Origin of the sequence: Roseobacter litoralis Och 149 (genome assembly GCF_000154785.2) — a bacterium.
Lineage (GTDB): Bacteria > Pseudomonadota > Alphaproteobacteria > Rhodobacterales > Rhodobacteraceae > Roseobacter > Roseobacter litoralis.
In genome coordinates, this window is sequence record NC_015730.1 from 4,203,600 (window position 1) to 4,222,993 (window position 19,394).

The 19,394-nt window shown below is 54.0% G+C and carries 22 protein-coding genes; 12 read left to right on the forward strand and 10 right to left on the reverse strand.

The genetic code is table 11. The features are described 5' to 3' along the window. Positions 1–14: 14 nt before the first annotated feature. A complete protein-coding gene (locus RLO149_RS20160) occupies positions 15–1,232 on the forward strand; it encodes an MFS transporter (RefSeq protein WP_013963931.1) in 1,218 nt (405 codons plus the stop codon). On the opposite strand, the gene RLO149_RS20165 is transcribed toward RLO149_RS20160, so the two are convergent. From RLO149_RS20165 to RLO149_RS20175, 3 genes are read right to left on the reverse strand one after another with little or no spacing between them, the layout of a single operon-like run. Then, positions 1,229–1,819, reverse strand: a complete 591-nt coding sequence (locus RLO149_RS20165; protein ID WP_013963932.1) for a Smr/MutS family protein — start codon at positions 1,817–1,819, stop codon at positions 1,229–1,231. The two genes, RLO149_RS20160 and RLO149_RS20165, sit on opposite strands and share 4 nt — an antisense overlap. Beyond that, positions 1,816–2,805, reverse strand: a complete 990-nt coding sequence (mltA, locus tag RLO149_RS20170) for a murein transglycosylase A (protein WP_083825515.1) — start codon at positions 2,803–2,805, stop codon at positions 1,816–1,818. The genes RLO149_RS20165 and mltA overlap by 4 nt, the downstream gene beginning before the upstream one ends. A gap of 47 nt (positions 2,806–2,852) precedes the next feature. Next, a complete protein-coding gene (locus RLO149_RS20175; protein ID WP_013963934.1) occupies positions 2,853–3,515 on the reverse strand; it encodes a Tim44/TimA family putative adaptor protein in 663 nt (220 codons plus the stop codon). Between the two features lie 104 nt (positions 3,516–3,619). On the opposite strand from RLO149_RS20175, the gene RLO149_RS20180 reads away from it, so the two are divergent. Both RLO149_RS20180 and secB read left to right on the forward strand, forming a co-directional pair. Beyond that, positions 3,620–4,111: an FxsA family protein gene (locus tag RLO149_RS20180; protein WP_013963935.1), complete on the forward strand. Its 492-nt coding sequence runs from the start codon at positions 3,620–3,622 to the stop codon at positions 4,109–4,111. Positions 4,112–4,164: 53 nt separating this feature from the next. Then, positions 4,165–4,665 carry a protein-export chaperone SecB gene (gene secB / locus RLO149_RS20185; protein ID WP_013963936.1) on the forward strand — a complete coding sequence of 167 codons (501 nt, stop codon included), beginning with the start codon at positions 4,165–4,167 and terminating at the stop codon, positions 4,663–4,665. A 2-nt stretch (positions 4,666–4,667) separates the two neighbouring features. On the opposite strand, the gene dnaQ is transcribed toward secB, so the two are convergent. Genes dnaQ through RLO149_RS20205 form a run of 4 tightly spaced genes read right to left on the reverse strand, consistent with a single transcriptional unit; the run spans position 4,668 to position 7,366 of the window. Beyond that, entirely contained in the window at positions 4,668–5,354 is a 687-nt protein-coding gene (gene dnaQ, locus RLO149_RS20190; RefSeq protein WP_013963937.1) for a DNA polymerase III subunit epsilon, read from the reverse strand. Next, on the reverse strand, positions 5,347–5,940 hold the full coding sequence (coaE, locus tag RLO149_RS20195) for a dephospho-CoA kinase (RefSeq protein WP_013963938.1): 594 nt from the start codon (positions 5,938–5,940) through the stop codon (positions 5,347–5,349). Before coaE ends, dnaQ begins: the two co-directional genes overlap by 8 nt. Continuing rightward, entirely contained in the window at positions 5,937–6,770 is an 834-nt protein-coding gene (locus RLO149_RS20200; RefSeq protein ID WP_013963939.1) for a shikimate dehydrogenase, read from the reverse strand. The genes coaE and RLO149_RS20200 overlap by 4 nt, the downstream gene beginning before the upstream one ends. Next, complete coding sequence (locus tag RLO149_RS20205; protein WP_044025463.1) at positions 6,767–7,366, reverse strand: Maf family protein; 600 nt, start codon at positions 7,364–7,366, stop codon at positions 6,767–6,769. The genes RLO149_RS20200 and RLO149_RS20205 overlap by 4 nt, the downstream gene beginning before the upstream one ends. A 400-nt stretch (positions 7,367–7,766) precedes the next feature. On the opposite strand from RLO149_RS20205, the gene hemJ reads away from it, so the two are divergent. The 7 genes from hemJ (at position 7,767) to RLO149_RS20240 (ending at position 15,148) form a co-directional block, all read left to right on the forward strand. Then, a complete protein-coding gene (gene hemJ, locus RLO149_RS20210) occupies positions 7,767–8,216 on the forward strand; it encodes a protoporphyrinogen oxidase HemJ (protein WP_013963941.1) in 450 nt (149 codons plus the stop codon). 125 nt (positions 8,217–8,341) lie between these two features. Next, on the forward strand, positions 8,342–9,640 hold the full coding sequence (gene rho / locus RLO149_RS20215) for a transcription termination factor Rho (protein WP_013963942.1): 1,299 nt from the start codon (positions 8,342–8,344) through the stop codon (positions 9,638–9,640). A 29-nt stretch (positions 9,641–9,669) separates the two neighbouring features. Beyond that, entirely contained in the window at positions 9,670–10,956 is a 1,287-nt protein-coding gene (gene mnmE, locus RLO149_RS20220; protein ID WP_013963943.1) for a tRNA uridine-5-carboxymethylaminomethyl(34) synthesis GTPase MnmE, read from the forward strand. Next, positions 10,922–12,832 (forward strand): tRNA uridine-5-carboxymethylaminomethyl(34) synthesis enzyme MnmG, encoded by a 1,911-nt coding sequence (gene mnmG, locus RLO149_RS20225; RefSeq protein WP_148264415.1) that lies wholly within the window; start codon positions 10,922–10,924, stop codon positions 12,830–12,832. Before mnmE ends, mnmG begins: the two co-directional genes overlap by 35 nt. Positions 12,833–12,843: 11 nt before the next feature. Then, on the forward strand, positions 12,844–13,443 hold the full coding sequence (rsmG, locus tag RLO149_RS20230) for a 16S rRNA (guanine(527)-N(7))-methyltransferase RsmG (RefSeq protein WP_083825516.1): 600 nt from the start codon (positions 12,844–12,846) through the stop codon (positions 13,441–13,443). Further along, positions 13,436–14,245 (forward strand): ParA family protein, encoded by an 810-nt coding sequence (locus RLO149_RS20235; RefSeq protein ID WP_013963946.1) that lies wholly within the window; start codon positions 13,436–13,438, stop codon positions 14,243–14,245. The genes rsmG and RLO149_RS20235 overlap by 8 nt, the downstream gene beginning before the upstream one ends. A 9-nt stretch (positions 14,246–14,254) precedes the next feature. Beyond that, the gene (locus RLO149_RS20240) at positions 14,255–15,148 is read left to right on the forward strand and encodes a ParB/RepB/Spo0J family partition protein (RefSeq protein WP_013963947.1); all 894 of its coding nucleotides are present in this window, start codon (positions 14,255–14,257) and stop codon (positions 15,146–15,148) included. Here the strand turns inward: RLO149_RS20240 and hemW are convergent. The 3 genes from hemW to rph are packed head-to-tail and all read right to left on the reverse strand — an operon-like array spanning position 15,145 to position 17,616. Continuing rightward, the gene (gene hemW / locus RLO149_RS20245; RefSeq protein ID WP_013963948.1) at positions 15,145–16,302 is read right to left on the reverse strand and encodes a radical SAM family heme chaperone HemW; all 1,158 of its coding nucleotides are present in this window, start codon (positions 16,300–16,302) and stop codon (positions 15,145–15,147) included. The genes RLO149_RS20240 and hemW overlap by 4 nt on opposite strands. Continuing rightward, positions 16,295–16,906, reverse strand: a complete 612-nt coding sequence (rdgB, locus tag RLO149_RS20250) for an RdgB/HAM1 family non-canonical purine NTP pyrophosphatase (protein ID WP_013963949.1) — start codon at positions 16,904–16,906, stop codon at positions 16,295–16,297. The genes hemW and rdgB overlap by 8 nt, the downstream gene beginning before the upstream one ends. After that, positions 16,903–17,616, reverse strand: coding sequence for a ribonuclease PH (rph, locus tag RLO149_RS20255; protein WP_013963950.1), 714 nt, complete (start codon positions 17,614–17,616; stop codon positions 16,903–16,905). The genes rdgB and rph overlap by 4 nt, the downstream gene beginning before the upstream one ends. 113 nt (positions 17,617–17,729) lie before the next feature. On the opposite strand from rph, the gene hrcA reads away from it, so the two are divergent. Both hrcA and RLO149_RS20265 read left to right on the forward strand, forming a co-directional pair. Next, the gene (gene hrcA / locus RLO149_RS20260) at positions 17,730–18,794 is read left to right on the forward strand and encodes a heat-inducible transcriptional repressor HrcA (protein ID WP_013963951.1); all 1,065 of its coding nucleotides are present in this window, start codon (positions 17,730–17,732) and stop codon (positions 18,792–18,794) included. Positions 18,795–18,803: 9 nt separating this feature from the next. Then, positions 18,804–19,367 (forward strand): nucleotide exchange factor GrpE, encoded by a 564-nt coding sequence (locus RLO149_RS20265; protein WP_013963952.1) that lies wholly within the window; start codon positions 18,804–18,806, stop codon positions 19,365–19,367. Positions 19,368–19,394: the final 27 nt, after the last annotated feature.

Below are 19,394 nucleotides of genomic sequence, written 5' to 3' on the forward strand. Positions count from 1 at the left end.
GCGACACCGACCCCATGGGATATCTGCGCTTTGTCATTGAAAACAGGCTGTTCCTGCTGGCGGGGTTTTTGCTGTGCTTTACCTCCTCCTTCGGGCAGACCTATTTTATTTCACTCTTCGCGGGTGAGATTAAGGGCAGCTTTTCCCTGACGGACGGGGGTTGGGGGGCCATCTATACCATCGGCACCACTTTATCCGCGATCACGATGATCTGGGCCGGGGCGCTGACGGATCGCTTTCGGGTGCGGCAGCTGTCTTTTGGTGTCATGATTTTTCTGGCACTGGCCTGCATGGCGATGGCCTATGTGCCAAACGGTTTTCTGCTCGTCTTTGTGATCTATGCTTTACGTCTGATGGGGCAGGGCATGATGTCTCAACTGGGCGTGGTTGCGATGTCGCGCTGGTTTATGGCGACACGCGGCAGGGCGATTTCGCTTGCCTCGATGGGGTTTGCCGTTGGTCAGGCCGTTCTGCCGATCCTTTTTGTCGCTCTGCTTTTGCAGGCTGACTGGCGCAACCTGTGGATCGTCGCTACTGTCTGCATCCTCTTCCTGATCCCCGTGATGCAAATACTCCTGCGTCAGGAACGCACGCCGCAATCCATGGCGGAAACGGCGCAAAGCCTCGGGATGCACGGCAAACACTGGACGCGGGGCGCATTGCTGCGCCATCCGCTGTTTTACATGATGATCCCCCTCGTTCTTGGCCCCGCCGCCTGGGGCACGGCGCTGTTTTTCCAGCAGGTCCACCTGACGGAGGTCAAAGGGTGGAGCCTTGTGTCCTTTGTCGCCCTGATGCCGATCTATACCGTTTCAACCATCGCCTTTACCTTCATCACCGGATGGGCGGTGGATCGGTTTGGCGTCAAATGGGTCGTGCCGTTTCAGATGCTGCCGTTTGCCTTGTCTTTCGCGGTTCTGGCTTTCGCAGATACGATCTGGATGGCCGGTGTGGGTCTCGTTATTTTTGGCATCGGGCAGGGCATGCAAGGCACGGCGACCACTGCGTTCTGGGCCGTGTTTTACGGCACGAAACACCTTGGCGCGATCAAGGCCGCTGCCGCCGCGTTGATGGTGTTTGGATCTGCGATCGGGCCGGGTATCACCGGCGCTTTCATTGATCTTGGCATCGATTTCCCCGATCAAATGATACCGATTGCGCTATTTTATGTCGGGGGCGCGGTCCTCGCGGGCCTTGGCATATTGCGGTATCAGCGCGATTTGCCCCGCTAACGCCCCCGCCGTAGATAGACGTAATATGCACCACCGCCCCCGTGGCTGATATGCGCCTGACTGACCTGCATCACCACCGACGCCAGCGGCGGCGTGGCCAGCCATTGCGGTGCCTGATGCCGCAGCACCCCGTGGCGCACAGGGATCGGCCCGCCTTCGTCGCGGTTCTTGCCCTTGCCGGTGATGACCAGAACCAACCGCTTGCCCGCGCCATGGGACGACAGGATAAAACGTGACAACGCCGTATGCGCACGATCCAGCGTCATCCCATGCAAATCAATGCGGCCTTCGGGTTTTAATTTACCCCGGTTCATCTTGCCAAACGTCTTGCGGTCCATCTGCACCGGTGCAGTTTTCAAGCGGTCCGGCAAAGAGGGCGCAAGATCATATTCAGTCTTGCGCGACGCCGGTTTTGGGGGTGTTTTACCATCAAGCTTTATTTCAACGGGCAGATGCACATCCCGTTTTACCGGCTGAGGCGCATAGGCCTCGGGATCAAAGGTTTGCGTGCGCCGCAGGGCTTGCGTGTTTTCGGTCACTTTCTGCCAAAGCTCGACCTCATCTGGTTTCAGACGCCGCCGGGTCATTGGAGCGCTTCCGGTACCATTGCATATGCGCGTTGGATCGGCAGCAGGACAATCATGCGACCGGGGTCCCTGAGCCGCCCCGCTGCCCGACCGGCCTGATCGCCTGTGCCAAAGAAAATATCGGCCCGTTGCGCCCCTTTGATCGCGGATCCCGTGTCTTGTGCGATCATGAGGCGACGCAGCGGGTCAGCCCCGTCTTTCTCGATCCAGACCGGCGCGCCCAGCGGCACAAAAGCGGGATCAACTGCAATCGTGCGCAACGTCGTAACCGAACGGTTCATCGCGCCCAATGGGCCAAGGTGCCCCGGCACCTCACTGACTTCGCGGAAAAACACATAAGATGGATTGTGGTACAAAAGCTCTTTGCCGATGTCAGGATTGCGCCGAACCCAGTTTTTGATCACCTGCGCGCTGACCTGATGTGGCTGGTAGACACCGCGCCGAACCAATTCTGCCCCGATGGATCTATATTCATGGCCATTCTTGCCACCATATCCGACCCGCAATTTGGACCCGTCTGACAAGTTTATCCGACCTGAGCCCTGAATTTGGAGAAAGAACAATTCCACAGGGTCGTCGACCCATGCGATTTCGAGGCCGCGGCCTTCCAGCTTGCGCTCCTCAAGAAGCTCGCGGCGGCTGTACCATTTCTCAACCTCGCGGGCTTCGGGAGGCAATGCGTAAAGCGGGTAGCGATATTTGGCGGAGGGTCGACGTGCGCCGTCCAGTTCCGGTTCAAAATACCCGGTAAACATCCCGTCTTTGCCGTCTTCAATCAGGACGGGACGAAACAGTAATTCAAAAAAACTGCGGGGGTCGGGGTTGGAGGTGGCGTAGGCGCAAACGGCTTGCCAGTCAGGGTCGTCCAGATCAGCGCAGGTGTTTTGGAAAACGTCCAACGCAGCGGCGTGATCGTCTTCGGCCCATCCCTGCATCTGATCGAACGACAAAACAGTGACGCGCGTATCAGACAAAACCGGGCCCATCATGGAAAGGAGCCCGGCGCTGATGGCAGCGGCAAAGGTTCGCCACCTCACCCGTCTGTTGAAACAAGTATCCAATTTGGGTCGTCCGACCCCATGGGGCGCGCAAAGCTCCATGTGTCTTTCTGGCGTTTGACCTCGGTTAGGCTTCCTTCGATGATCTCGCCTTCGCTGTTGCGCACAGCAGACGTCAATTCGGCCGTGAAGCGGATCGTCAATTCACCTTCGTTAGTCTCAGGATCAAGCGTCGCATCCATCAGTTTCAATTCCCGCACACCGATGAACGACGCTTCGATCGTCAGCCCCTGATCCTCACGCGCCGCAACACCGTCAACGAAAGATTCGTATATGTCCTCGGCGAGGAAGGGTTGGATGTCGGCCAGCTCACCGTTTTCGTAGCCCATCACGATCATCTCATAGGCACCGCGCGCGCCACCAAGGAATTCGGTCACATTGAATCCCGGCTCAAGCCGTTTCATATTCGCCAACGCCTCGGCTGCATCGCTGTTTTCCTCGACATGGTCCGTGATATCCAGGTCCGGCCCACCTTCTATGACCTCGAAATCACGCATCGGTGCGCTGTCCGACATCGGCGTCTGTGACGGCCCCGGCTCGAATCCATCTCGTGTTCCCAGCACGTTTTTCAGGCGGAAAATCAGAAAGACAGCGATACCGGCCAAAACCAGAAGCTGTATTAAAGGCGAAGAGTTCATAACGACCTCGAGTCAGACGAAGATGGAAACAATGTGCTAGACGCCTTATGTAGGTGCACGAGTGCATCAAGTCCACTGTCCGTCGTACGAAAGGGAGTACCAAAATGTGGCTGTTTATAGCCTTTCTCGCGATACCTTTGTTAGAAATCGCTTTGTTTATCCAGATCGGCGGCGCAATTGGCCTTGGCTGGACGCTGGCAACGGTGGTCATCACCGCTGTTCTCGGGACGTTTCTTGTTAGGAATCAAGGGGCTTTGGCCCTTGGGCAGGTGAAATCGTCCTTTAACCAGATGCAGGACCCGACAGAGCCTTTGGCGCATGGTGCAATGATTCTGTTTTCGGGCGCCTTATTGCTAACGCCGGGATTTTTTACAGATACGATTGGATTTTTATTGTTGATCCCCGGCGTTCGCGCCAGTGCCTTTCGCGCAATCAAGACCCGGATGAACATCACAACCTTCGAAGCGGCGAACCGTTCGCATGGCCCGCGGCACCCCGGACGTGGCCAGCCAGACAATGTCATCGATGGCGATTACACCGAAGTTAAACCTGAGGCAGATCAAAACAAACGCCCCTCAGGCTGGACCGACCATTGAGAACCACAGACCAAGCTGGTAAGCGTCTTCAAAATTTATTTTAGGAGCGCGCAATGGCTGAAGAAGATGAAGTGAAAACAGAAGCGAACGGACAACAACAGGCCCCGCAAATGCGGGTTCTTGGCCAGTTCATTCGCGATATGTCCTTTGAAAACATCATGGCACAAAAAGGGGCGCCATCTGACGCACAGCCTGACGTGCAAGTGCAGGTCAATCTGGATGCGAAAAAACGCACCGCCGACAATCAATACGAATCCGCAATCAAGCTGAACGTGACATCAAAGGTCAAGGACGGCGACGCGACACTCTTTGTTCTGGAACTCGACTATGTCGGTATTTTCCACGTGGACAATGTGCCGGATGAGCAATTGCACCCGTTCCTGCTGATCGAATGCCCCCGGATGATTTTCCCGTTCCTGCGCCGCATCGTCAGCGACATCACACGGGACGGTGGCTTTCCACCGCTCAACCTCGAAAACATCGACTTTTTGTCGCTTTATCGCAACGAGCTGGCCCGGCGTCAGACGAGCGAAACACCCAAGATGGACGCCTGAACTCAGGCTTTCAACCAAACAGCGTCGTCGCCCAGTTTCGCAACAAATTCAGCGTGGGCGGCGGCTTCTTCCTCGGTCATCCGTGAAGGCAGAGGGGTCGGGCGCGGGCGCGGCGTCCAATCGACCGATGTATCCCCGGCGCTTTTCTGTGGAATATTCGACAGACCAAAATCCGGCTGCCGACCCCCGATGAGCTCAAGATAAACTTCCGCCAGAATTTCACTATCGAGCAACGCGCCATGCAGCGTTCGCGAGGCGTTATCAATACCAAAGCGTCGGCACAATGCGTCGAGCGAAGCAGGAGAGCCGGGAAAGCGTTTGCGTGCAATGGCAAGCGTATCGATGGCCTGTTCCCACGGGATTTGCGGCAGGTTCATCCATTTCAATTCAGCGTTCAGAAACTTGATGTCAAAAGCTGCGTTGTGAATGACCAGTTTAGCATCACCGATGAAATCCAGAAATGCCTGTCCGACCTCGGCAAATTTGGGTTTATCCCTCAGAAACTCATCGCCCAGACCATGCACCTGAAAAGCTTCGTCCGGCATCATACGCTCCGGATTGATGTACTGGTGATACGTTTTGCCGGTTGCCACATGGCCCATCAGTTCCACCGCACCAATCTCGACGATCCGATCGCCGGATTCCGGGTCGAACCCGGTTGTCTCTGTATCGAGCACAATTTCACGCATCTGCCAGTCCCTGTCGTATCTGATCCGTTATAGTCTGGACCTGCTGTCTTGCATGTTCAAGCGTATCAGTAACAATTACAAAGTCCGCCCGCGCGCATTTTTCCACATTTGGCATCTGCTTGTGCCTGATCTGTTGGAACTGATCTGCCGTCATCTTGCCCCGCGCCAGTACACGTCTTTCCTGTTCCTGATCGGTCGTGCTGACACAGGCGACCGCATCCATCTCCTTGTCCCCGCCAGTTTCAAACAGAAGCGGTATATCGAGGACCGTAATGTCATGTGTCGTCCGGTTCAGAAAGTCAGCCCGATCCGCGGCGACCAATGGATGCACAATCTTTTCAATCCGGGGCAAGACAGACGGATCCTCTTGGATCAACTCGCGCAAGACATCACGTGACACGCAATCGTTTTGAACGACGCTTGGGAAAACCGCGCCTATTTCGGCAACCGCTGCGCCGCCTTTTTCGTAGAGCCGATGAACGGCCTTGTCTGCGTCCCAAAGCGCGCAGCCAAGTTCCACAAAGAGGTCTGCGGTGGTCGATTTGCCCATGCCGATTGAACCGGTGAGCCCAAGTTTAAAGGTCACTTCAACACCGCTGATCGCGTTGCCTCTGTCACGGTCGGGCGTCGTCCAAACCATCGTTCAAATCCCGGCACGCCCTGATGCAACAACATGCCCAAGCCATCAACCGCCACGCAGCCTTTTTCCTCGGCCACCTTAAGAAGTTTTGTTTTCAAGGGGTTATATACTAAATCGGTTACAATTGTGTGTTCCTGCAACCCATCCAACGAGAGCTGCAATTCCGGTTTGCCAACCATACCGAGCGATGTCGTGTTCACCAATAGATGCGCCTGTCGGACAGCATCCGATGCCTGCGCCCAATCGACCACACGCACACGGGTGCCAAAATCCGATTGAAGCTGCTCTGATCGGGCGCGGGTACGGTTGCTCAGAACGATCTCTGGCACACCGGCGTCAAGCAATGCGACGATCACAGCGCGCGCCGCACCACCAGCCCCCAGAACCACAGCGGGACCTTGCGAAGGATTCCAATCCGGCGCACCTGATTTCAGGTTTTCGAGAAAGCCGTACCCGTCGGTGTTATCCGCGTGAATTTTGCCATCTTCTCCAAATGTCAGCGTGTTGGCAGCACCAATCAGCCCCGCACGGTTTGTGACCTCATCGGCGAGCTTCAACACTGCTTCTTTGTGAGGGAGCGTGACGTTCAGCCCAACGAAACCCACCTTGGGTAGCGTGCGCAACACCTGTTCGAGGTCTGCGGCGGAAACCTCCATAGGGACGTAGAAACCGCGTATTTTATATGTGTCCAGCCAGTGGCGATGCAGTTGAGGCGACTTGGAATGCGCGATGGGGGAGCCGATCACGCCTGCCAGTGGGACATTCTTTTCGCTCATCTCGGTAAATCTCCGCGTAGGGTGAGGTAGGACAGTAATTCGAGCAGAGGCAAGCCAAGCACCGTGAAATAATCCCCATCTATGCGTGAAAACAATCTCACACCTTCTTCTTCCAGCTTATAGGCACCGACCGAATGACGAATGCTGTCCCAATTGCGCGCAACATAGTCCTGCAAGTATGCATCAGAGGCGTCGTGCATCCGCAATCTTACAACACCGACATGCCGCCAGACCGGTTTACCATCTTCATAAACAACAGCGGCAGACAAAAGCGTATGGCGGTCGTTTCTCAATCCCTGCAGCTGCGCAAGAGCGTCCTGTTGATCCGCTGGTTTCGACAGCAATTCTCCACGATGGTCCAGCACTTGATCGCAGCCCAGAACGACTGATCCAGGGTTTTTGTCGCTGACTTTGCGCGCCTTCATTTCAGCCAGGGTATCTGCAATATCTCTGGGTGGCGCATTCTCTGCCCGCAGGGCTTCCTTTACCATTCCTTCATCTATTCGTGCAGGTATTATAACATGTGGAACGCCCGCATTGCTGAGCATTTTCGCGCGGATCTCCGAGTTAGACGCAAGGATCAGGGGTTGGGTCATGTGTATAAGCCTGGGGGCAAGGTTAAGGATTTGTTAAGGGATACTTCTGCGGAAATCCCAAGCACGGTTCAAGGCGGTTCATAACGTGGTCTCCCCGTCACCCGCCAGCGAAACAGTCCATCACGGAACAAGGATAAGAGTCATTCTGGTATAAAACCATTCTGCAGATCTATCCACAGCTTTATCCTATGCTTCTCGGGATATTAGTATTTTAATACATTGATATGTTTATCTTTTATTTCTTTCTGGGAATCCAGTAACACGCGGCGCGGAAACATATCCATTGTGTATAAGACGGGTGATAAAACAATAATCCACAGAAGTTGGCTTCCCTACATCATCATCATCTTTCTATCTTTACTTATTTATTTATAAGGAGGCATCGACAGGGGAGCGCGTGATGACTGATCTTTTGACCATTGGCTATCCTTGGATCAAATCGTTTCATATTATGTCGGTGATTGCGTGGATGGCGGGTCTGTTTTACCTACCGCGTCTTTACGTTTATCACACGGAGCAGGTCGGACAATCTGGCGAAACCCATCTGTTATTCCAGACGATGGAATTGAAACTGCTCAAAGTGATCATGAACCCGGCGATGATTGCGACATGGATTCTTGGAATTTGTCTGGTTCTAACGCCCGGGATCGTGGATTGGTCGTCTGCCTGGCCTTGGATGAAGCTTCTCGGCGTGGTTGGCATGACAGTGTTTCACATGTGGCTTGCTAAAAAGCGCAAGGTTTTTGCTGCCGGTGAAAATCAGCTGACCGGACGACAGTACCGGATGATGAATGAAGTACCGACAATTCTAATGGTGATTATTGTCATCTCGGTTGTCGTCAAATTCTGATTTGATTGACTCTGTCGTGCCGGCGGCTTATGTGATCGGCACCGTCCCGTCCGGGACCGGCGCAGACCCACATATTAGCACAGACAAAAAACCGATGTATTCCATCCGGTTTAGGCGAGTTCCTTATGACATCTCAAGACACTGATACCGAAACGGTTACAGAAACGCTGAACCTGGCGGACCTTAAGCGTAAGAGTCCGAAGGATTTGTTGTCGATGGCTGAAGATCTGGAGATCGAGAATGCCTCGACGATGCGCAAAGGCGAAATGATGTTCCAGATTCTGCGCGAACGTGCGGATGAAGGGTGGGAAGTTTCTGGCGACGGTGTGCTTGAAGTTCTACAGGATGGGTTTGGCTTTCTGCGCTCACCAGAGGCGAATTATCTGCCGGGCCCTGATGATATTTACGTCTCACCCGAGATGATCCGAAAGTACTCCCTGAGAACGGGGGACACGATCGACGGGCTGATCAAAGCGCCGGATGATAACGAGCGGTATTTTGCGCTGCTTGGTGTTACGCAGATCAACTTTGAGAACCCCGAACAGGCGCGCCATAAGGTCGCTTTTGAAAACCTGACGCCGTTGTATCCGGATGAGCGCCTGACGATGGAAACTGAGGACCCAGCAACAAAAGACCGTTCTGCGCGGATCATTGATCTGGTGGCACCAATCGGGAAAGGGCAACGGTCCTTGATCGTCGCACCACCTCGTACAGGTAAGACGGTTTTGTTGCAAAACATCGCAAATTCAATCGAGCGGAACCACCCGGAGTGTTATCTGATTGTGCTGCTCATTGATGAGCGGCCTGAAGAAGTCACCGATATGCAGCGGTCCGTGAAGGGCGAAGTTGTGTCTTCCACCTTTGATGAACCTGCAACACGCCACGTTGCGGTGTCCGATATGGTGATCGAAAAAGCAAAACGCCTTGTGGAGCATAAGCGAGATGTTGTGATACTTTTGGATTCGATCACAAGACTTGGTAGGGCGTTTAACACAGTTGTGCCATCCTCGGGTAAGGTTTTGACTGGTGGTGTTGACGCAAACGCCTTGCAACGCCCTAAGCGTTTCTTTGGCGCGGCGCGTAACATTGAAGAGGGCGGTTCGCTGACGATCATCGCAACCGCGCTGATTGATACGGGCAGCCGCATGGATGAAGTCATCTTTGAAGAGTTCAAAGGGACGGGTAACTCTGAAATCGTGCTTGATCGCAAGATCGCAGACAAACGCGTATTCCCGGCCATGGATATTTTGAAATCCGGTACGCGGAAAGAAGACTTGCTGGTTGATAAGATTGATCTGCAGAAAACCTTTGTTCTGCGCCGCATTCTGAACCCGATGGGTACAACAGACGCCATCGAGTTCCTGATTTCGAAGTTGAAACAAACAAAAACGAATTCCGACTTCTTCGATTCAATGAACACGTAAATTATTGTTTAATTACAATGGTTTAAATCATGGATACTGTTTTTGCACTTGCCTCCGCTCAGGGTCGCGCTGGCGTGTCGGTCATTCGCATATCCGGACATACTGCTTGGGCGGTCGCTGAGCATCTGTGCGGCGCATTGCCGGAACCGCGCAAGTCTGCGGTTAGGTTTATCAGGTCTCAGGACGGGACGGTTATTGATCAAGCGCTTGTTCTAGCCTTCAAGGGCCCACATAGTTTCACCGGAGAAGATGTGGTAGAGTTTCACGTACATGGCAGCATTGCCGTGGTGCGTGCCATTCTAGCTGAATTGTCCGACCAAGGGTCTGCAAGAATGGCCGAAGCTGGCGAATTTACCCGCCGTGCTTTGGAAAATGGAAAGCTGGACCTTTCACAGGTTGAAGGGTTGGCGGATCTCATAGATGCGGAAACTGAGGCGCAACGCAAGCAGGCGGTTCGCGTGTTAACCGGGTCTCTGGGTGACAAGGTTGAAATATGGCGAACGAAGCTGATCCGTGCTGCAGCGTTGATCGAGGCAACTATAGACTTTGCTGACGAAGATGTGCCCGTTGATGTGACGCCTGAAGTTACATCGCTGCTGAAAGATGTTTCTTGCGACATTGAATCTGAAATCGCCGGAACGCATGTTGCTGAACGCATCCGATCTGGGTTTGAGGTGGCCCTCGTCGGAGCGCCAAATGCGGGGAAATCCACGTTACTGAACAAGTTGTCCGGTCGAGACGCGGCAATTACATCAGAAATTGCTGGCACCACACGAGATGTGATCGAAGTACGGATGGACTTGGGCGGGTTGCCAGTCACCTTTTTGGACACGGCAGGTTTGCGCCAAAGCACGGACGAAATCGAAAAGATCGGTATAGAGCGGGCAATTGCGCGCGCGCGGGACGCGGACCTACGTGTATTTTTGTCGAAACCAAGCGAGAAGCTGCTGATTGATCCGGTGGAAGACGACATTCAATTGATACCAAAGGTAGATTTGTTGCCAGAGACAGATCTGGGTATTTCAGGAAAGACTGGCCAGGGGATTCCAGAACTCCTTGAAAAAATTGGAACTATTTTTGGAAAGCGTGTTTCTGGTGTTGGGTTGGCAACGCACGAGCGGCATCGTTTCGCGATGCAACGGGCCTTAAAAGATCTCGACAATTCGTTCGACGCTCTTCTTCGAGGCCCCGAGTTTTATGATATAACAGCGCAGGAGCTTCGATCAGCGATTCGATCACTTGAAACGCTTGTCGGCCGTATTGACGCAGAAAACCTGCTGGATGAAATCTTTTCAAGTTTTTGCCTTGGAAAATAGTGGAGTGTTTCACGTGAAACATTTTGATGTCTTGGTGATTGGTGGTGGGCACGCTGGTACAGAAGCTGCACATGCAGCTGCGCGTATGGGTGCAGTCACTGGCCTTATTACCATGTCGAAATCCGGAATAGGGGTGATGTCCTGCAATCCAGCGATTGGCGGCCTTGGAAAGGGCCATTTGGTACGAGAGATTGACGCTTTGGACGGTGTCATGGGCCGTGTTGCTGACTTGGCGGGTATTCAATTCAGACTGCTAAATCGGCGGAAGGGTCCAGCAGTACAGGGTCCTCGGGCCCAGTCTGATCGTGCAATCTACCACCACAAAATGTTGGAAGCGACGGAACAGCAACAAAATATAGATATCGTGATTGGAGAAGCCGTCGATTTTGTAATGGATGGTGATCGTGTCGCTGGCGTCGTTTTGGACGATGGCAGTCATATTCTGTCGAGAACCGTGATTTTGACGACAGGAACGTTTCTACGTGGAGTTATTCATATTGGAGACGTGTCGAGGTCTGGTGGGCGTATGGGCGACAAAGCGTCTGTGCGGCTTGCGGACAGGATTGATAGTTTCGCTTTACCAATGGGGCGTTTAAAAACCGGCACACCGCCAAGACTAAGCAGTAAATCAATCCGATGGGATATTCTTGAAGAACAGCCCGGCGATGAAGAGCCGACTCTTTTCTCCTTTATGTCAAAGGGGGTCACCGCGCGACAAGTCTCTTGCGGAATTACGCACACTAATGAAAAAACGCATGATATCATCCGAGAAAACATAGCATTGTCAGCGATGTATGGCGGTCACATTGACGGAGTCGGTCCTCGCTATTGTCCATCCATCGAAGACAAGATTTTGCGTTTTGCGGATAAGGACTCTCACCAGATATTTTTGGAACCAGAGGGGCTTAGCACTGATGCAGTATATCCGAATGGTATTTCGACGTCACTTCCGGAAGAGGTGCAAACAGCCTATGTGCATTCCATTCCAGGCCTTGAGAATGCGGTGATTTTGCAACCGGGGTACGCAATCGAATACGACTACGTTGATCCCCGCGCGTTGGATTCTTCGCTGTCCGTCCAGTTGGTTCCGGGGTTGTATCTCGCGGGGCAGATTAACGGAACGACGGGATATGAAGAGGCCGCTGCCCAGGGTTTGGTGGCGGGGTTGAATGCATCATTGGAGGCGCGAGATCATGATCCGGTCGTTTTCTCACGGTCTGATAGCTATATTGGTGTGATGATAGATGATTTGACGACCCGTGGTGTGACGGAGCCGTATCGAATGTTTACCTCCAGGGCTGAATTTCGTTTGTCTTTGCGTGCGGACAACGCTGATCAACGGCTAACACCCTTGGGTTTGGATCTAGGCTGCGTTTCTGATGAAAGGAAACGGGCCTTTGAGGAAAAATCGACGGCGCTCGAAGGCGCGCGTCGTATTTTGTCGGGGTCATCATACACGCCGAAACAGGCGGCGGAAGTCGGGATCTCTATCAGCAAAGATGGCTCCCGTCGAACGGCAATGCAGTTGCTGGCGTTTCCGGACACCACATTTAAAGACATTGCTTTACTCGACCCATCTTTGCACAGCATTGATCCTGAGGTGCAGCGTCAGATGGAGCGTGAAGCGCTGTATGCCAATTATATAGATCGGCAGCAAAAAGACGTTGATTTGCTGAAGAAAGATGAAGCGCACAAAATTCCAACCGATTTTGATTATGATCAGCTTGGCGGACTGTCGAATGAATTGACGGCAAAACTGAACCAGACAAGGCCAACGTCCTTGGCGCAGGTGAGCCGTATTGATGGGATGACTCCCGCAGCTTTGACACTTATTTTGGCGAAATTACGGCAAAATGCGAGAAAGCGGTCTGCTTGATGAGTATGGGCATGGACGCTTCGACTGTTTCACGTGAAACATTGGACGCTCTGCGCGCTTACCACGAATTGCTGTTGAAGTGGAATTCGCGGATAAATTTGGTATCTAAATCTAGTATTGATGATGTGTGGCAGAGGCACATTTGGGACTCAGCACAAATTGTTGATTGTGCAGAGGACGTGAAAACCTGGGTTGATTTGGGCAGTGGAGGTGGGTTGCCGGGTCTTGTTGTTGCAATTATGGCCAAAGTTGCGGACCCCAATTGGAAGACTATCCTTGTTGAAAGTGATCAACGAAAGGCCGCGTTTCTGCGTACTGTCATCCGTGAGCTATCGTTAAATGCGCGCGTCATCGTTGACCGCATTGAGACTGTCGCGCCCTTGCGCGCGGATGTTGTTTCTGCGCGCGCCCTTGCGGATTTGTCGGTCTTGCTCTCCTTTGCACATCGCCATCTTTCCCCACAGGGTACTGCGCTGTTCATGAAGGGTCAAAGCTGGGAAAAAGAGGTTTCAAGCGCACAAGAAACGTGGTCTTTCGATCTCAAGGCCCATAAAAGCAAGACAAGCCCGACGGCGGCCATTCTTGAAATAAAGGAAATACAGCGTGTCTGATTTGTCGCGTCCAGCTGGCCCAAAAATTATCGCGGTGGCAAACCAGAAAGGCGGCGTGGGCAAGACAACGACCACGATAAATCTGGCTGCGGCGCTGGCCGAAGCGGGGCGGCGGGTCTTGGTGGTTGACCTTGACCCGCAGGGCAATGCGTCGACTGGTTTGGGCATTGAAGTCGAAGATCGGAAATACACCACCTACGATATATTACTGGGTGACGTTGATATTAAAGCCGTTGTTCTTCAAACAGTTACGCCGAACTTGCTTATTGTTCCCGCCACTGTTGACTTGAGTTCTGCTGATCTGGAATTGATGTCCAGTGAGAAGAGAAGCTTTCTGCTTCATGATGCGTTGCGGCAGATTCAGATGGATGATTTTGGCCTTGATTACGTCCTTATCGATTGCCCGCCATCGCTCAATCTGCTGACAGTCAACGCTATGATTGCCGCGCACTCCGTACTGGTTCCGCTGCAAAGCGAGTTTTTTGCGCTTGAAGGGTTATCCCAGCTTATGCTGACGATCCGCGAGGTCCGGCAGACCGGGAACAAAGACCTGCGCATTGAGGGCATCCTTCTTACGATGTACGACAAGAGGAACAATTTGTCTTTGCAGGTTGAGCAAGACGCGCGCGATAATCTGGGCGACATGGTGTTCAACACGCGCATACCTCGGAATGTACGTGTCAGCGAAGCACCATCATTTGCGATGCCCGTGCTCACCTATGATACGCTGTCCAAGGGTGCGCAGGCATACCGCGCCCTTGCAAAAGAACTGATACAGAAAAATCGGGTAAAAGTGGCTTAGGGGGCGGATATGGCAGGCGGGACAGATCGGAAGCGCGGATTGGGGCGAGGGTTATCGGCTCTGATGTCGGATGTGGCGGAGGCGGAAACCGCTGCAGGTCCCGGGGCGCCCGGTTCGAATCAGAAGATACCAATCGATCAGATTTCACCGAATCCGGATCAACCTCGGAAACTATTCGAAGACCGCGATCTTGATGATCTGACAGCCTCCATCAAAGAAAAGGGCGTGATCCAGCCGCTGATCGTTCGAAAAACCGGCGCGGATCAGTTTGAGATCGTCGCGGGTGAACGTCGCTGGCGGGCGGCCCAACGTGCACAGCTTCACGAACTGCCAGTGGTTGTGCGTGAATTCACGGATGTTGAGGTCCTCGAGGTTGCGATTATCGAGAACATTCAGCGCGCTGATCTCAACCCCATTGAAGAGGCTGCGGGGTACCGCCAGCTTATGGATCGATTTGGTCATACGCAGGAAAAGATGGCCGAAGCTTTGGGTAAGAGCCGCAGCCATATTGCAAACCTTCTGAGATTGTTGGGTCTGCCCGAGGCCGTTCTGCAGATGGTGCGCCAGGGCGCGCTCAGCGCGGGGCATGCGCGGGCGCTGATCCCGGCGCAGGACCCGCTCAAACTGGCGCAACAGATCGTTAAGGGCGGTCTTTCGGTGCGTGCAGCGGAGGCCTTGGTCAAGAAAGAGCGCTCAGGCCCTGCTGAAACACCACGCGCCGCGGCAAGCCCGACCCCAGAAAAGGATGCGGACACGAAAGCACTTGAGGGTGACTTGTCCGCGAATCTTGGCATGAAGGTTGAGCTTTCTCACAAACCGGGTGCTGAAAGCGGGCAGATGACGCTGCATTACAAATCATTGGATGATCTGGACGAGTTATGCCGGATTCTAGGCGGTTCTTAACCTTCCAACAGGCGGGAAATGACAGCGTTTAAAACTATAAACCCTTGATCTAAAACAACTAATCTGTTTTCAGAGTCTGAAATCATGCCAAGATTTACGAGGTCTGAAATCGCATTCGCATCCAGCGGTTTGCCCGATAGCGTCTCATAGCGGTTCTTGTCGATACCTTCTTTCAGACGCAGCCCCATTAGTAGGAATTCGCTGGCCTGATCTTGTGACGTGAGGGCGGCGCGTGGCTTTTCAGCATCTTTGCCCGTGACGCTATTGAGCCATCTGTTTGGATTGGAATGACATTCCGTCGCCCATCGCTGGCGGTTCGCCGTCAGGCGCCCATGCGCACCGGGACCAATCCCAAGATAGTCACCATAGCGCCAGTAAATCAGATTGTGCCGCGATTGCGCCCCGTCGCGCGCGTGGTTGGACACTTCGTAGCCCGGCATGCCCGCCGAACCACAGAGATCTTGCGTCAGTGTGTACAGATCGGCGCTGAGGTCCTCATCAGGCAGATCACGCAATTTTCCGGCGTTGTAACGGTCACCGAATGCCGTGCCTTGTTCTATGGTAAGCTGATAAAGCGACAGATGATCCACCGCCATATCCAGCGCCTGTTTCAATTCCTGCTCCCAAGCCTGCAGACTTTGACCCTGCCGCGCATAGATCAAATCAAAGCTGACACGCTCAAATGTTGAACGCGCGATATCAAACGCTGTCTGCGCTTCTTTGACCGTATGAATGCGGCCAAGGCGGCGCAGGTCATCATCGTTCAGCGCCTGAATGCCCATCGAAATCCGGGTAATACCGCCCTCGCGGAATGCGGCAAAGCGACCAGCTTCGACTGAGCTTGGGTTTGCCTCCAAGGTGATTTCCAGATCATTCGCAACGGGCCAGAGCGCGCGAATTTCTCGGATCACATCCGCAACCGTATCCGGGTCCATCAGGCTGGGGGTGCCACCCCCGAAAAACACGGACCGCAGGACACGACCCCGCGTTTCAGCCGCCGCACGGCGAAGCTCAACCAGATAGGCATCGCGCCATGCTGCCTGATCAATTTGACGCACAACATGGCTGTTAAAATCACAATAGGGGCATTTGGCTTCGCAGTACGGCCAATGGATATAGAGGCCAAACCCACCGTTTTCCCAATCTTCAGCCAAAACAGCCTGCGATCAGTTTTTGAAAAGCGTCCGCACGATGGCTGATGCGGTTTTTCTGTTCCGGGTCCATTTCCGCAAAGGTGATGTCATGGCCGTCAGGCTGAAACATCGGATCATACCCGTGACCGGTTTTCCCGCGCATTGGCCAGACGAGGGTGCCGTTGACGCGCCCGTCAAACACCTCGTCATGCCCGTCGGGCCATGCCAGCACGAGCGTGGCTCTGAAACGGGCGCGGCGCGGGTGGGGGGCGTTGATTTCTTCCAGCTTGGTATGCGTTTTGGTCATCGCCATGATAAAATCCCGACCGTTGGGGATTTCTGCCCAATCGGCGGTATAGACCCCCGGTGCGTCATTCAGGGCTTCGACCTCGATCCCTGAGTCGTCGGCCAAAGCCGGCAACCCCGTGGCCGCAACAGCAGCACGCGCCTTGATGCGCGCGTTGCCGATAAAGGTGGTCTCGGTTTCCTCCGGTTCGGCCAGACCCATCTCTGCGGCGCCGACGACATCCACACCATAGGGCGCAAAGAGTTGCTGCATCTCTTCGAGCTTGCCCGCGTTATGCGTTGCAATCAGAATGCGGGTGCCGTCGAATTTCCGCGTCATGCAGTCGCAGCGCGTTGCGCGGTCACCAGTTCCCCGACGCCTTTTTCAGCCAAATCCATCAACTGGTTCATCTGATCGCGTGAAAAGGTGGACCCTTCGGCGCTCATTTGCACTTCGATCAGCCGTTTTGTGCCGGTCATGATAAAGTTACCGTCCACGCCAGCTTCTGAATCTTCGGGGTAATCCAGGTCCATGACGGGCTGACCTGCATAAATGCCACAGCTGATCGCAGCGACCGGATCAACCAGCGGATCACTGATCACATCGCCCGCTTTCATCAGTTTGTTGACCGCCAGACGCAGTGCGATCCAGCCACCTGTGATAGAGGCGCAGCGCGTGCCGCCATCCGCCTGTAAAACATCGCAATCCACCGTGATCTGACGTTCGCCCAAGGCAACACGATCAACACCGGCGCGCAGGCTGCGCCCGATCAGACGCTGAATTTCAACGGTACGCCCACCTTGCTTGCCCGCCGTGGATTCGCGCCGCATCCGCGTGTTCGTCGCCCGTGGCAGCATGCCATACTCTGCCGTGACCCAACCTAAACCGGATCCCTTGATGAAAGGTGGCACGCGGTCTTCAATCGTAGCTGTACACAAAACATGGGTATCCCCGATTTTGATCAGCGCCGACCCTTCGGCGTGCTTGGTGAAACCCGTTTCAATAGAAACGGCGCGCATTTCGTTCAGTTCTCGACCAGAGGGACGCATTGGAATTCCTTTACATGTGCGTCATGTCGATACAGGGCCGAACGGTCCCGATGCAACCCCGATTGAAAACTCTGTGGTTTATGCTTTTATCAAATTTGGTATAGGGATCAGCTATGAATGATGTGCCGAATATTCTGGGAGAGATGAACGAACGCTCGCGCGAGGTTTTCCGGCGCGTGGTTGAGGGCTATCTGGCAGATGGCGCCCCGGTAGGGTCGCGCACCCTGACGCGTGATTTCAGCGAAAAGGTAAGTGCCGCAACCATACGCAATACGATGCAGGATCTCGAATACCTCGGTCTGCTGGATAGCCCGCATATCAGCGCGGGGCGAATTCCGACGCAGATGGGATTGCGCATGTTTGTTGATGGCCTGTTGGAAATCGGTGACCCGGATGAGACGGACCGCGAGAAGATCGACGCGACCATGTCCTCAAACGCCGAAGACGTGAGTGGTCTTCTGGATCGTGTCGGCTCCGCGCTGTCGGGTGTGACGCAAGGCGCGTCGCTGGTGATGACCCCCAAACACGAAGCGCCGATCAAGCACATCGAATTTGTATCGCTGTCGCCTGAACGTGCGTTGGTGGTGTTGGTCTTTGCCGATGGTCACGTTGAGAATCGCCTCTTTTCGCCGCCTGCAGGTCAGACACCCAGTTCCATGCGCGAGGCGGCCAATTTCCTGAACGCGCTGATTGAGGGCAAGACGCTCAGCGAAGTGCATGGCGCGATAAAAAAGGAAATTCGGAACCGGCGACAGGAAATTGATTCGCTGGCGCAGGCTCTTGTGGAAAGCGGTATGGCCGTTTGGGAAGGCGAGGGCGATCAGAATGAGCGTTTGATTGTGCGGGGTCGGTCCAATTTGCTGACCGAGGATGGCGAAGGAGAGGATTTCGAGCGCATTCGCCTGTTGTTTGATGACCTTGAACGCAAGCGTGATATCGCCGAATTTCTTGAGCGAACCGAAGAAGGCGACGGTGTGCGCATTTTTATTGGCTCTGAAAACAAACTTTTTTCACTTTCGGGTTCCTCTCTGGTGGTTTCCCCATATATGAACGCTGATCGAAAGATCATTGGTGCCGTCGGTGTCATTGGTCCGACGAGATTGAATTACGGCCGTATTGTTCCAATTGTGAACTACACGGCGCAACTGGTTGGTAAATTGATCGCTGATCGGAGCTAGAGGGTTAAGATGGCAGAGCCGAAGAACGAAGATTTCCTGGATGACATCGAAGATGCCGAGGCAGACGCCTATGCGGAAGAGATGGAAGAGATTGATGAAGAGGCGCTTGAGGTCGAACAGCTGCGTGCTGAGCGTGATCAGCTAAAGGATCGCTTCATGCGGGCCTTGGCGGATGCCGAAAACGCACGCAAGCGCTCGGACAGAGACCGTCGCGAAGCTGAAAACTATGGCGGATCCAAGCTGTCCCGCGACATGCTGCCTGTGTATGACAACATGAAACGCGCGCTTGAGGCCGTCACTGATGAGCAGCGGGAACAAAACGCCGCCCTGCTGGAGGGCATTGAACTGACCATGCGCGAATTGCTCAGCGTGTTCAAAAAGCATGGTATTGAAGTGATCGCGCCAGAGGTTGGGGACCGGTTTGATCCGCAGCACCATCAGGCGATGTTTGAAGCCCCTGTGCCCGGCACCAGAGCTGGTGATATCATTCAGGTCGCGGCCGAAGGCTTCATGCTGCACGACCGACTGCTACGTCCAGCGCAGGTTGGGGTTTCTTCCACACCTGCGGGCTAAACATCGGCGACGAGTTTCAGGGGGCGG